This window comes from Lysinibacillus sp. FSL M8-0337, from assembly GCF_038593855.1.
GTDB lineage: Bacteria > Bacillota > Bacilli > Bacillales_A > Planococcaceae > Lysinibacillus > Lysinibacillus sphaericus_D.
This window is the reverse complement of sequence record NZ_CP151996.1, coordinates 2,756,700-2,770,435: the sequence shown is the minus strand read 5'-3', so window position 1 is coordinate 2,770,435 and position 13,736 is coordinate 2,756,700. Positions and strand designations below refer to the sequence as shown.

Genomic DNA, 13,736 nt, shown 5'->3' with positions numbered 1-13,736 from the left:
CGTACAAATAGGTAAGGGAGTTGAGATGAATGGAGTGGCAACAATTACAGTCTGAGCAGGAAAAACTTCATGCCCAGCTAAGAAATGTTAATAGATTAAGTGAAAAAAAGCTTTTAATTGAAGGACAAATCGAGCATGCAAGGCAGGAAATTTCCAAACATTCTACAGAACTCAATCAAATTCGAATCAAACTTGATAAGCTCGAAGGTTTTTCATTTATGAATATGATTCGAACTTGGACAGGGCAGCAAGATGAGCTAAGAGCGGAGAAAGTCGATAAAGCAGCAATTTTGGAATTGAAAAGCAATGAAGCCAAAAAAATGCTACATGATTTAACAATCGACCTGGAGCAAGTGAATCATTTGCTCACCCAATCAAATGCAAAACAATTGCAACAAGCGCTAAGTCATCTGCAAGAAAAAAAGCAAAGCTATCTCCAATTACACGAGCCTGAATATGCGCACAAATTGGAACAGCTTGCGAATGAAGAAGTGATGACCAAGCAGTTAATTTTTGAGATAACTGAAGCAGAAGAAGCGGGGGATATTGCGCTAACTAAATTAGGTCAGGCAGCCGCATCACTGCATTCAGCGAGCGGATTTTCTACATGGGATACGTTTTTTGGAGGTGGCATTATTGCCACGCATTTAAAGCATGATGCGCTTGATAAAACCGAAAGCTATCTTCATAATGCTCAAATTGCCTTGCAACGTTTTCATAATGAATTGCTTGATGTCCAAGATTTGTCTACCCAGTCATTACATGTGGAGGCAGACGGTTTTGTAAAATTTGCGGATTATTTCTTTGATGATATTTTTTCTGCTTGGTCAGTCCATTCAAAAATATCAACAGCAAGAGAGCAAGTATCCCGTGTACAAGATGACGTACATAATACAATTAGACGTTTACAGGAAAAACATCATAAAGCAGTAGCTCATTTAGAAGAATTACAGAAGGAAAAAAAGGCGATTTTACAAATTTAACAACGAAGCCGAGTCAAAAGAGAAAAAGAGGCTGGAACATAATAAAAAAAATTTAAGGAACAGAGGAAAGGTGTTCGTAAATTTTTGCTATTATGGGAACTTGGCTATTTGCAAAAAAATAGAAGTGTTCACTAGTTGTTGGTAGCGAAGGCGGTGACTCCTGCTCAGAACGCACACACCGTAAGACGCTGGCATTCTGCGCGTTAGCGAGGGTTGCGTCTTACTGTGCTGAGCGGAAAGCAACGCCGAAGCGGACAACAACGGCGCAGCAAAAAAGTGTTAGATTGACTGCCATCAATCTAACACTTTTTCTCTTTTGTCCCAGCCTCTTTTTTGCTATAAACGCAATGGCACTTGCTAAAGGGTTACCAACGATTCATGGATTTCTACGGAATTAAAAGACAAAATAAAGAAGTTACTACTAGCGTATTATTCCAACTCTTCAGTCATTGTGCTAAACTAATACTTATATTATGACGTGGAAAACACGTAAATCAAGGGAGTCTTACAACATGACAAGTCGTTTAGTAGAAGAGTTTTTTGAGCTCGTACAAATCGATTCAGAAACAAAACATGAACAACTAATTGCGCCGGTATTAATCGACAAATTAACAGCACTTGGTTTTACAGTAGTGCAAGATGATGCACATACTCGAAATGGTCATGGAGCTGGCAATATTATTGCGACATTAAAAGGTTCATTAGACATTGAGCCAATCTATTTTACTTCTCATATGGATACAGTTGTACCAGGAAAGGGCATTAAACCGTCTCTTCGTGAAGATGGTTATATCGTTTCTGATGGCACAACGATTTTAGGCGCGGACGATAAAGCGGGTCTAGCAGCGATGTTTGAAATGGTAAAACGCTTAAAAGAACAACAAATCGAACATGGTGATATTGAGTTCATCATTACAGCAGGAGAAGAAAGCGGACTTGTGGGGGCGAAAGAATTGGACCCTTCAATTATTCGTGCAAAATACGGCTTTGCGGTAGATAGTGATGGCAAAGTAGGTGGAATCGTGACAGCAGCGCCATTCCAAGCGAAAATTTTTGCCAAAATCATCGGCAAAACAGCGCATGCAGGTGTTGCGCCTGAAAAAGGTGTGTCAGCGATTACAGTTGCGTCAAAATGTATTGCACAAATGAAGCTTGGGCGTTTGGACGAAGAAACAACGGCTAATATTGGTCGCTTTGAAGGTGGTCAAGCAACGAATATTGTGTGCGATGAAGTAACAATTTTAGCAGAAGCTCGTTCTATTGATAAGTCAAAACTTGACGCTCAAACGAAACATATGCAAGATACGTTTGAACAAGTTGCCGCTGCAATGGGGGCACGTGCAGAGATAGAAGTGAAACTAATGTATCCAGGTTTCCGCGTTACAGAGTCAGATAAAGTCGTTCAAGTAGCAATGGCAGCAGCCCGCAACATTGACCGCACGCCACAGCTAGGTATATCTGGTGGCGGATCAGATGCGAATATTATTGCAGGCTTTGGTATCCCTACTGTAAACTTGTCAGTAGGCTATGAAGATATTCATACGACAAATGAGAAGATTCCTGTAGAAGAATTAGAAAAACTAGCAGATTTGCTTGTGGAAATTGTGAAAGAGACAGCTAAACATGAGCGTTAAAAGAAGGAAGTGACCTAATGGAAAGTGTCAAGGCAGTAGTTTTCGCTTGTGGTACAGAAGAATATGCAGTACCAGTGGAGCAAGCAATTTCAATTGAAAAATTAGAGCAAATAACGCCCATTCCACATTTACCAAATTATTTATTAGGTTTTACAAGAAATCGAGGAGAGCTAATTCCTGTATTAGATTTTGAGCGCATTCTCTATAATCGTTCGTCAAATGCGGCTACAGCACGTATTATTGTCCTTAATACGGATGTCGTGAACTACGGCTTGCTCGTAACAGAGGCACGTGAAATTCTTGATTTAGATGAGTCCATTTTAAAGCAAATGGGGCTTGTTAATTATTCAAAAACACGTTACTTTACGGCAGTGGCCAATTTAGAAAACCGTATGATTACGTATGTAGATCCTAAAATTCTTGTAAATTCTTTAGATGGCATTCGAGAAATTATCAATTATTTACACAAAATGCTGGAAAATGAAAAAGAAAACATAGAAGCATAAGTTTTGACAAACAAAAGGAATAACATGAAAACCCCCTCCAATGTTTGGAGGGGGTTTTCATTTGGATTAAGAAAGTCGACCGCTATAGTCTTCAAACTTAAATTCACGAATGACTTTAATACCTTCTTCATCGTTAAACGAAACGATAGATGGTAGGTTGACACCGTTAAACATATGGTTTTTAACCATCGAGTAATGTGCCATATCAGTAAAGACAAGACGATCGCCCGGTTTTAGAGGTTCTTCAAATGAGTAATCACCGATAACATCACCTGCAAGACATGTAAGTCCACCAAGGCGATATGTGTATGCTAGCTCATTTGCTTGACCTGACCCGATAATCATCGGACGGTAAGGCATTTCAAGTACGTCTGGCATATGACAAGTTGCCGATGTATCTAAAATAGCTAAATCCATCCCGTTTTTCTGAATATCAAGAACCGTTGCAACTAAGTAGCCTGTATTCAGTGCTACTGCTTCACCAGGCTCTAGATACACTAGGAGATTGTACTTATCTTGAATATAATTAATGATATTCACTAGTTTTTCTACATCATAATCTTCACGCGTGATATGGTGACCACCGCCGAAGTTTAGCCATTTCATTTGGTGTAAAACATCACCAAATTTTTCTTCGACTTTTTCAATTATACGCTCTAATGTATCAGAGTTTTGCTCACACATTGCGTGGAAGTGTAAGCCATCAATACCGTCAAGCTGAGATTTGTCGAAGTTAGCTAATGTTGTACCAAGACGAGAGTTCGTATAGCAAGGATCATATAGTGCTGTTTCAATTTCAGAGTACTCAGGATTAACACGAATACCACATTCAATTGTTTTGCCAGCAGCTTTTACTTTATCCTTGTACTGTGCCCATTGGTTGAAAGAGTTAAAGACGATGTGATCAACATAGCCAAGAAGCTCGTCCATTTCATGCTCTACATAAGCAGGAGCATAGACATGAACTTCTTTGCCCATTTTTTCATAGCCAAGACGGGCTTCAAAAAGTGAGCTTGATGTAATACCAGCTAAGTATTCACCAACTAAAGGGAATGTTGAATGCATAGAAAACCCTTTTAGAGCAAGTAAAATACGGCAGCCCGTACGATCTTGTATCGACTTTAAAAGCTCAAGATTTTTTGTTAATAGTCGTTCATCCACTACATAAGAAGGTGATGGAACTTTTGTGAAATCAATTGGTTTCATCGGCTACTTTCCTTCGCTTCGATCTCTAAGTCAAGTAATTCTGGGTTATGGCTTTCTTGCCATGGTAGACCCCATTTGTTTAATGCATCCATAAATGGATCTGGATCGAATTCTTCTACGTTCCAAACACCTGGTTTTTGCCATTGACCGTTCATAACAAGCATTGCACCGATCATTGCTGGTACGCCAGTTGTGTAAGAAATCGCTTGTGAACCAACTTCGTTATAGCACGCTTCATGGTCACATACGTTATATACGTAGTACGTTTTTTCCTTGCCATCTTTTAAACCACGGATAATACAGCCGATATTTGTTTTACCTTTTGTACGTGGTCCTAGTGATGCTGGATCTGGTAATACTGCTTTCAAGAAGTGGATTGGCTGAATCATTTGCCCTTCGAATTCGATTGGCTCAATAGAAGTCATGCCTACATTCTCTAGCACTTTTAAATGTGTTAAGTATTTTTCAGAGAATGTCATCCAGAATCGAATTTGTTTTAGACCTTTAATGTTTTTAGCAATTGATTCTAATTCTTCATGGTATAGCAGGTAAATATCTTTTGGTCCGATTTCTGGTAAGTTATAAACTTCTTTTTTCTCAAGTGGTGCTGTTTCAATCCACTCGCCTTCTTTCCAGTAACGACCATTCGCTGTAATTTCGCGAATATTGATTTCTGGATTGAAGTTTGTTGCAAAATGATAACCGTGGTCACCAGCATTGGCATCTACGATATCGATATAGTGGATTTCGTCGAATTCATGTTTTTGAGCATGTGCTGTGAAAACGCCTGTTACACCAGGGTCAAAACCACTACCAAGTAATGCCGTTAAGCCAGCTTTTTCAAACTTCTCTTTATAAGCCCATTGCCATTTATATTCAAATTTTGCCGTTTCAGGTGGCTCGTAGTTTGCAGTATCCACATAGTGCACACCTGTCGCTAAGCAAGCATCCATAATCGTTAAGTCCTGATAAGGTAACGCTACATTAATGACAACATCTGGTCCGAAACTTTTAATAAGTTCGATTAATTCATCTGTATTGTCAGCGTCTACCTGTGCAGTATGAATCTTTGTTTTTCCGCCGTCTAGTTTTTCTTTTAGAGCGTCACATTTTGAAACAGTTCTACTTGCGATACAAATTTCCTCAAATACGTCCGAATTTTGAACACACTTGTGTACCACAACACTGGCTACTCCGCCAGCTCCTATAATCAATGCTTTACCCAATTGTCTACCCCCAAGTTCATATAAAGTATTGTCAAACAAGCTGATTATACAGAAAATTGATTTACTACTCAATCATTGTTTTTAAATTTCTACAAAAAATTTTTTATTTCAACATTTATTAGCCGTAATTAGAGGGGGGATACCCCCGATAGCTGATCAACTAACGCGTAAAAATCCACTGTGTATTCTGCCTGCAATACATAAGTCACAACAACTCTCATAGTTGAGTTATTGCGTTATGCTTTAGCATAGTTAGCAGAAGTCTTCATGGATTTTTACTTAGTAGTCATGCACCTTAAATTGTTTGAAAATTGTTTGAGTGACTGGCACTCAAAGGTGGGGTTCTGCATCGCCCCATAGATAAAAAATAATGATTAACAGCGTACTTAATAATCCCATCACGAGGCCATAGGTGCTGAAGGCCACTTGCACTTGACTTTGCACAGCATAAATAAAAATGGCTCCAAGTGTTAATAAATTGCCCATAATAAGTAATAACAGATGAAAACGTTTATTCATAGCAAGCCCCTCCTAAAATAAAATTTACTTGCCCCAAAGATGAAACTATTTTACTTCAATTATCTCATAATTCAGAAAAAATATCCAAATAATAACTATTATTATGTGAAAAAGTTTGAAAGATGGAGGGATTTATCTAAATTTCGTATGGAAATAATGGCTATTTTTTATGGAATTGATGAATGGTGCTTTTTGAAGCTGACGTTGCAAGTAGGATGACATTATTTATATTAAAAAAACAGCATAAGAATGCATTGGTTTTATGATTATTGCTGTTTTTCGCTCTAAAGATGGTAAACTACCAATAAGAAAGCTCTTTGGTGAAGGTGAGGATTTTATCGTGATCAATCAATTTAATGAACAGGTACAACTAATAAATGAATTATTTGTCAGTGGACAAGTGAAAGAAAGCTATACCTTGGCGAAGGCATTATTAAAGGACGAATCGTTTGTAGCAGATAGTTCTTATTCTATTATTCAACAGCATGTGGCACTTTTAGAGGCTAATGGCTATGCTACTATGCCAGTCCACACTGCAGATAATGTGAAGCAAAGTGTCGAACGTGCGGATGGATCGTATCCAGAGCGTGATGTCCTTAGTGCCTATATTGGCAGTCAGGACGATGAGCAATTTGGACGAGTAGTAGATGAATTATTAGCAGGGTCTATCGAAGCGCAGGCCAATGCTTATTATACAATGGCTGAATATTTTGTACTCGCAAAAGAGCCTGATAAAGCAATGGTACAATATGCGGAAGCGATTAAATTACAACCGAATATAGCACTGTATTGGGGAGCATTTGCGCAATTTATTAATCACATGGAAGCAAGCCCGTATTTGGCACTACGTCTTATTGAAGAGGCGATTCAGCTAGATGGCATGAATGCTCGTTGGTATTATATTCAAGGGAATATCTTTTTCCAGTTAGTTGCAGCTACCAAAAATTTAAGTTACTTACCGTCACTAGAGGAAGCTTGGTCGAAAGCCAAAAAACGCTGCTCTGCTAAGCAAGTGGCGTTAAAGGTGGACATTGCTAAGTCAGAGGATTTACTAACACAGTGGAAGAAACAAATGCTATAAGGACGAGCTATTTTAATAATCTATCATAGTTTTCCACGGGCGTTTATGCAGAGTTTATTTGTATATTTATGAATTGTTTGAGTGACTGGCACTTAGTAAATATGCGTTACGACGGGCGTTTCAGTAGATATTCACTTGTATAATTATAAATTTTTTGAGTGGCAGGCACTACATTTCTGTATTTTTATGCTAGAATAGGATTATAAACGGACGTAAGAAGCTTATTTTATTGCATGAAAGAAGTGTTTGTTTGAGTTTATATGTTGCGTATGTATTAGTAGGGCTTGCTATAGCCATGCCTGTAGGTGCCATTACGGTCGAAATGACTAAGCAGGGGCTAAAAAATGGCTTTATGCATGGCTGGGCAGTAGGGCTTGGCGGTATGACGGTTGATGTAGTATTAGTTTTTGCTCTGTATATGGGGCTTGCTTCTATATTAGCTATGCCGCTAATTCAGCTGCCTATGTGGATTATTGGCGCCGGCTTCTTGTTTTTACTTGGGTTAGATTCGATCAAAAATGCCGATCAAGACATTACGCTAGCGGGTGAAAAGGTAACAAAATCATTTTTCGCATCGTATCGCAATGGGCTTCTGGTAGCCATTTCGCCAGGAAACCTTGTTTTTTGGGTAAATGTTTTCGGTGTAGTTCTAGCAAAATCGTATGACAAAGGAGAGTCGGCAAGTTTCCTAGTAATAGCTGCTGGTATACTTAGTGGTATTTTACTGCACGACATAGGTTTAATGACTATAGTTTCGGTTACGCGTAAGGCGATGAGTCGAAAAATGATTAAAACCCTGACAATGATATCAGGAATGTTATTAATTGGTTTCGCAGGTTACTTTATTTATGAATTTATTCAAGGAATTAAAATGTACAGATAAATTGTCAAAAGGCATTGAGAATCTACTTCTCAATGCCTTTTTAGGTTGTCATCATCGTTATGCTGGAATTGTGCGATGTTCCTCAATGCAAGCGATGATTTCTTCAGCTACTTGATGTGCCAAAGTGAGTTCAGAAGTGAAGCCTACGCAAGAACAATTCATCTCACCTAAAATATAGCAATCTTCGCCTGCCTCATTTGTATCTAGCATAAAATCGGCTGTCCAAATAAGTGGTAAATCATAATTACCTAATAAGTTGGTAACGAGTGGTAATTGTGTTAAGAAGTTTTGTACAAGTTGTTCCCAATCTTCTGGCTTATCGTAGCGATATTGCGCACCAGAGAAAAGTGTAGCACTAAAGGCATCTTCAGTATCGGCTGGTTTTTTATGTACCACGTGAACTGGTTTGTCACGCAACATAAATAAGCGGATTTCGCCTTCAGTAATACGAGGAAGGAAGCGCATATCAATTAACATTCCATTTGAGCCTGTAATGTACTGCTCACAAAACGTCATAAATGCACCTAGCTCCCAATACTCTACATGATTATCTTTTGCTTCAGTACATTTAATTTTGGCATCAAGAGGTACTTCTGTTATGCCAGCAGCAAGGGGCTCGACTAATTTTACTCGCCAAATACCTTCGCCAGTTGAACCTCGATTTTGCTTTAAGACACGTTCCGTCAGTGCAAGGGAAGTAGGGAATTGTGCTTTAAATGCCTCAATCGTGTAATAAGCAAATGTATCATCTGGTACTAAATTTGTAGACACTAATTTCGATAATACATCTTTCGAACCGTAGCCAATCATTGCATCCGGATGAGGCATGCCAATAACACCTGCTGCACATAACTCTCGTAGCATCTCGAAATATTCTTCCTCATGTTCTAAATTACCAGGATTAATGCGAGATACATAGGCAACGCCATTTTCCTTCACATAATCAAAAATTTCGTCCTTTTTTGTTATATCAAAAAACATTACTTGCGCATCTTGTCCACGTTGTTTAAGTGCATTGACCGTCGGCATTGTATCAAGTCTGTAGCCGTCAGGTCCCTTGTCAGTGCCGCCTTGTACTTCGAAGAAAATAACTTTTTTATTCATAGATAGCCTCCTTAACTTCTTGATATTTTTTAGTATACTGGACAAACAAGGAGAAAAGATATACGAAATATGTAAATTTTATATATAATTTCATGGTGAAAATGTTCTCGTATAGTAGTTTACGACTAATTATTTTTTGAATAATCAAATTTCAAAGTTATTCACTAATAAAATGGATTTAAATTACAATTATAAGTTATTCTTCTGAAACACCGTAAGATATAAAATCATACATAGAATCAGTAATGTGCCAATCATTTGGAAGCCTCCAAAAGGAATTTGCAACCAAAGAACGCTTGTGATCACAGCCATTAAAGGTTCCAAACTACCAAGTAAGCTTGTTTCTTTTGGTGATAGGTAATGCAAACTGGCAATATAAAACCAAAATGCAAGCATCGTGCCAAAAATAATGATAAAGAAAAAATAAGTAGCAGTCGCAAGTGTCCAAGTCGATAGCTCAATGTGCCAAGGTTGATAGAATATGCTCATGGTGACACCCCCAATGAGCATCGCCCAACCGACAACAAGTAAAGAATGGAATTGTTGTAAAAGCGGCACGGCATACAATGTATAAAAAGCGACAGCCAGACCGGATAACACACCCCAAAATACACTCATAAATGGAACTGAAAGCGTGGAAAATGAACCGTTTGTTAGCAATAAAGTCGTACCGATTAGTGTAAGTGATACAGCAATGCCATCTTGTTTGGTGAGTTTACTATATTTTTTAATAATATAGTAACTGATAATGAAAAGTGGCGCTAAATACTGTAATAAAGTCGCTACAGCAGAATTACCGATTGCAATGGACATCATATATGTATATTGCACAGCAAGCATACCCAGTAGACTAAAGAGAATTTGTCTTAATGCATCTTGCTTTGTTCGCCACATAACAAAAATGGATTGATGACGATGTGTTATTTTGTAAATGGCAATTAACAAGATACCGGCAACAAGCAGTCTGCTCGATACGAGCCAACCAACTTCAATATGTTCTTGCTGGAATAGTTTTTGCGCAACTGTTCCGCCAATTCCCCAAAAGCTTGCCCCGAGAATGACAAGCATAAAACCAAAAGCACGGTTTTTATTATGTTGTTGATTCATTTTATAGCATCTCCTAAACTATCAATATAAAAAAATAGTATATAATTTTCATTGTAAAAAATATCGTATTAACGGTTTAAACTATCAATATATTGAGGTGTTTGCATTGACATTGACGCATATTAAAGTAGCGAAAGATTTACAAGAATTAACGATACATGGTTCGAATGCATTTCCAATTGCTTTATACGAAACGACATTACAAGTAGATCGGCTGGATTTTTTGCCATTACATTGGCATAAAGAAATACAGTTCGTCTATGTCAAAAGTGGACGTGTCAACTATCGTGTAGGTGCGGACATCATACTGCTTGAGGCGGGAGAAGGGTTATTTGTCAATGCAGCATGTTTACATGAAGCGAAACCAAATGAGGTGGACCAGTCGTTGCTGTTTTGTATAAATGTTGATCCGAAATTTTTAGGCGGACATGAAGGGAGTGTGTTGACATCTAAATATGTGCAACCATATGTAACCAATAATAGACTACCATTTGTTAAGCTTTCAGGTGAGCTAGCACAAGCTGTAGAATGTGTTGCCCAATTATTAAAGGAACGAAATGCCTTTTTTGAATTTCAGGTGTGGAGGGCATTGTTATCGATTTGGGAGGTTATTTTAATGCAATCGAAGCTTACTGAGGAAACGATACATTCTTCTATGATCGTGCAACATGAGCGTGCAAAAGAAATGCTTGACTACATTCATCGTCATTATCAAGAAAAAATAACCCTGGAAAAATTAGCTGCACATGTGTTTATAAGCAAGGCAGAATGCAGTCGTTTTTTTTAAAAAGTAGTCGGTATGACACCATTTACGTATCTATTACATTACCGTTTAAGAAAAAGTATGGAATTGTTGCGCGATAGTGACAAACCCATCACGTTTATTGCATCAGACACAGGCTTTAGTACAGTTAGTTACTATATTGAGCGTTTTAAAGCATATACGGGTTATTCACCACATGCGTATCGCAAAAGATTTTTAGTTGGCCAGCGCAATACGTAGTGTTCGGAGAAAAGTGAATATTTCATGACATGCTCATACAAAAAAAACTTTGCTTTCCTTGTAAATTGTTTACAAATGATGCACTCTATTTTAAAATGAACTTAATATTAAAGTTAACTTAACTATTAACCTAACTTAAAAAAGGATGATTTTGTATGGACCAACATGATGACGCATTATATAACCTCGTACAGGAAATTAATGATGCGATTTATTCGATGGACAGCCATTTTATAAAAGTCCATCAGCATTTAGTAACGGATGATTTATCTACAAAGCAAATGATACTTATGGATTTTATCCATAAAAATAAAAGTGTTACCATTGGACAAATTGCACTCTACATGAATATTACTTCAAGTGCTGTTGGTCAACTCGTAAGTAAACTTGAAGAACAACAATATGTAATGCGACAAATTAACCCCAAAAATCGCCGTGAAATTTTTGTCCACTTAGATACAGCGGGTATTCAGTATTTCGAGCGGGAAGAAGAAATAAAGCGCTATATTATTGCCAAGTATTACTCGAAACTGGAACGATCAGAATTAGTCCAATTGAAGGAGATTATTCAAAAATTAAATGACATTGTTTTGCAAGAAGGCATGATAGAGGAAATAGGACAAAAGTAATGTCGATACGTGCAATAGTCTGACACCTAAAGGGGAGATTCGGAATGATAGTCTTAAAAAATAAGCAAAACATCTGGATGGCGTTTTTAGCCATTGTATTAATTAGCAACTACTCGCTTTATAATACGGGATTTGGCATGTCCATTTTACCCGCAGACACAGCGGGCGTTGTACTTGGATCATTACTCGATTTTATCATCGTAATACCAGTGCTAGTTATGCTGTATAAACGAAAGTTTTCTATTAAGTATGCGATTGTTTTGGCCGCAACAGGTTGTATTGCTGCACGCTTCATTATTCCAATGGATCATTTGCAACCGTATGTGGCGGTGACATGGGCTGGATTTGCAATTGAAGGGGCACTTATCGTGACCGAACTATTACTTGTTACAACGTTAGTATATTACTTACCTAAAATTATAGCAGATGTGCGGGCAAGTTCTTTACCAGACATTTTTTCTTTTCCACAAGCAGTTGAAAAACATGCTCCAAAGTATTGTATTATACAGATGCTGTGTACAGATTTACTCGTTCTTTACTACGGATTTGCAAGTTGGAAGCGAAAAGAACGGGCGGGTTTAACGTTACATAAAAACTCTAGCTATATCGCCTTTCAGATGATGATGATTCATGCCATCGTGATAGAGACTATTGGTATCCACTGGTGGCTTCATGAAAAATCCATGCTATTATCCATCCTATTACTTATCATAAATATTTACTCTGTCTTATTTTTTATAGCTGATATGCAGGCAGTTCGCTTAAATCCTATTTACGCAACCTCTGATTCATTATATTTATCTTTAGGTTTAATGAAACGAGCGACCATTCGCTTCGATGCGATTGAAAAAGTGGAAGAAAACCCAGAACTGTTAAAAGAAAAATTATCGAAAGATACAATGGATTTTATAGCACGTGATTTTGGAGAAGCCTATCCACACATGATATTGCAGATGAAAGAACCGGTGGAAGTAACGTTTATGTTAGGTCTGAAAAAGCGGTATAACAAAGTGGCAATCAAAGTCGATCAAGTACAGGAATTAAGAGACCTATTACGCCGAGGCATGGAGGAAAATAAAGGGCAGTAAACAACTAAAGCCTTGCACAACGATGTGCGAGGCTTGTTGTGTTGTTAGCTCTAAACAATGTTTCGTTTTTAAATACACCTTTATGTATTGCACGATTAATTCCTACCCAATTAATCCCTTTCTACTACATGCAAGGGGCAAGAGAACAAGGCTGTTATTTTTTACTAGGAAAAATGACATAAGAAAGGCTAATAACGGCATCAATTATTAAAACAATCCCCCAAATTTTCATTACTTGTAGTAGGGAAGACGTATCGGTATGTTGACCAATAAATACAATCATCGCATACAATAAACTCGTACTAATGATGTAGGCGAGAACATGTAAACCGAGCATTTTTACTTCATGGATCCCTTTCGCCAATCCTGTTAACCGCTGTTTTTCAATCTGAACTTTTAAAAACCATTGTTGAAACTTTTCATCTGCCCAAGTAATCATGGTCTTCCCATAGGCAATTGAGACACCTATATAGATGGCGGCAATACCATGTGAAGCGGATGCTGGTGTACCAGCTTTTAAGTCCATAGCAGTTAGCAAGATTAATAGGAGGTCTATAACAGGTGTAAGCGCAAAAAAGAAAATGCTTAGTTTTGGCTTGTTAAAACGGTATCTACAAACCAAAGCTATTAATATGACAATCCAAAATGCTATTTCTGCAGCGATAATCCAAGCAATCATAAAAAACCCTCCATTATTTTGATACAGTTGTATTAAATAAAATTACCATAAAGTTTTAAATAATACAAATGTATTAAAATAGTCTATA

At 37.7% G+C, this 13,736-nt stretch carries 15 protein-coding genes; 9 read left to right on the top strand and 6 right to left on the bottom strand.

The window, feature by feature from the left end:
* The first annotated feature begins 29 nt into the window (after positions 1-29).
* The 3 genes from MKY08_RS13250 (at position 30) to MKY08_RS13240 (ending at position 3,123) form a co-directional block, all read left to right on the top strand.
* Entirely contained in the window at positions 30-983 is a 954-nt protein-coding gene (locus MKY08_RS13250) for a hypothetical protein (protein WP_069513108.1), read from the top strand.
* A 512-nt stretch (positions 984-1,495) separates the two neighbouring features.
* Positions 1,496-2,617, top strand: a complete 1,122-nt coding sequence (locus MKY08_RS13245; protein ID WP_069513109.1) for a M20/M25/M40 family metallo-hydrolase — start codon at positions 1,496-1,498, stop codon at positions 2,615-2,617.
* A 17-nt stretch (positions 2,618-2,634) separates the two neighbouring features.
* Complete coding sequence (locus tag MKY08_RS13240; RefSeq protein ID WP_069513110.1) at positions 2,635-3,123, top strand: CheW domain-containing protein; 489 nt, start codon at positions 2,635-2,637, stop codon at positions 3,121-3,123.
* A gap of 66 nt (positions 3,124-3,189) precedes the next feature.
* Here the strand turns inward: MKY08_RS13240 and nspC are convergent, their stop codons facing one another.
* From nspC to MKY08_RS13225, 3 genes are all read right to left on the bottom strand, one after another.
* Entirely contained in the window at positions 3,190-4,329 is a 1,140-nt protein-coding gene (nspC, locus tag MKY08_RS13235; protein ID WP_069513111.1) for a carboxynorspermidine decarboxylase, read from the bottom strand.
* The gene (locus MKY08_RS13230) at positions 4,326-5,555 is read right to left on the bottom strand and encodes a saccharopine dehydrogenase family protein (RefSeq protein WP_024361143.1); all 1,230 of its coding nucleotides are present in this window, start codon (positions 5,553-5,555) and stop codon (positions 4,326-4,328) included. Before MKY08_RS13230 ends, nspC begins: the two co-directional genes overlap by 4 nt.
* A 330-nt stretch (positions 5,556-5,885) precedes the next feature.
* Positions 5,886-6,074 carry a hypothetical protein gene (locus tag MKY08_RS13225; RefSeq protein ID WP_024361142.1) on the bottom strand — a complete coding sequence of 63 codons (189 nt, stop codon included), beginning with the start codon at positions 6,072-6,074 and terminating at the stop codon, positions 5,886-5,888.
* 262 nt (positions 6,075-6,336) lie between these two features.
* Between MKY08_RS13225 and MKY08_RS13220 the strand changes: the two genes are divergently transcribed.
* Together MKY08_RS13220 and MKY08_RS13215 are read left to right on the top strand one after the other, a co-directional pair.
* Positions 6,337-7,155, top strand: a complete 819-nt coding sequence (locus MKY08_RS13220; RefSeq protein WP_256093227.1) for a hypothetical protein — start codon at positions 6,337-6,339, stop codon at positions 7,153-7,155.
* A gap of 250 nt (positions 7,156-7,405) precedes the next feature.
* On the top strand, positions 7,406-8,038 hold the full coding sequence (locus tag MKY08_RS13215) for a LysE family transporter (RefSeq protein ID WP_069513112.1): 633 nt from the start codon (positions 7,406-7,408) through the stop codon (positions 8,036-8,038).
* 57 nt (positions 8,039-8,095) lie between these two features.
* On the opposite strand, the gene MKY08_RS13210 is transcribed toward MKY08_RS13215, so the two are convergent.
* Together MKY08_RS13210 and MKY08_RS13205 are read right to left on the bottom strand one after the other, a co-directional pair.
* Complete coding sequence (locus tag MKY08_RS13210) at positions 8,096-9,142, bottom strand: Cj0069 family protein (protein ID WP_069513113.1); 1,047 nt, start codon at positions 9,140-9,142, stop codon at positions 8,096-8,098.
* Positions 9,143-9,331: 189 nt separating this feature from the next.
* Complete coding sequence (locus MKY08_RS13205) at positions 9,332-10,249, bottom strand: DMT family transporter (protein WP_069513114.1); 918 nt, start codon at positions 10,247-10,249, stop codon at positions 9,332-9,334.
* A gap of 112 nt (positions 10,250-10,361) precedes the next feature.
* Between MKY08_RS13205 and MKY08_RS13200 the strand changes: the two genes are divergently transcribed.
* From MKY08_RS13200 to MKY08_RS13185, 4 genes are all read left to right on the top strand, one after another.
* Complete coding sequence (locus MKY08_RS13200) at positions 10,362-11,036, top strand: AraC family ligand binding domain-containing protein (RefSeq protein ID WP_256093228.1); 675 nt, start codon at positions 10,362-10,364, stop codon at positions 11,034-11,036.
* A gap of 12 nt (positions 11,037-11,048) precedes the next feature.
* Complete coding sequence (locus MKY08_RS13195; protein ID WP_256093229.1) at positions 11,049-11,252, top strand: helix-turn-helix transcriptional regulator; 204 nt, start codon at positions 11,049-11,051, stop codon at positions 11,250-11,252.
* A 155-nt stretch (positions 11,253-11,407) separates the two neighbouring features.
* Entirely contained in the window at positions 11,408-11,881 is a 474-nt protein-coding gene (locus tag MKY08_RS13190; protein ID WP_069513115.1) for a MarR family transcriptional regulator, read from the top strand.
* Positions 11,882-11,925: 44 nt separating this feature from the next.
* A complete protein-coding gene (locus MKY08_RS13185) occupies positions 11,926-12,969 on the top strand; it encodes a beta-carotene 15,15'-monooxygenase (RefSeq protein ID WP_069513116.1) in 1,044 nt (347 codons plus the stop codon).
* Between the two features lie 154 nt (positions 12,970-13,123).
* Here the strand turns inward: MKY08_RS13185 and MKY08_RS13180 are convergent, their stop codons facing one another.
* On the bottom strand, positions 13,124-13,648 hold the full coding sequence (locus MKY08_RS13180) for a hypothetical protein (protein WP_069513117.1): 525 nt from the start codon (positions 13,646-13,648) through the stop codon (positions 13,124-13,126).
* Positions 13,649-13,736: the final 88 nt, after the last annotated feature.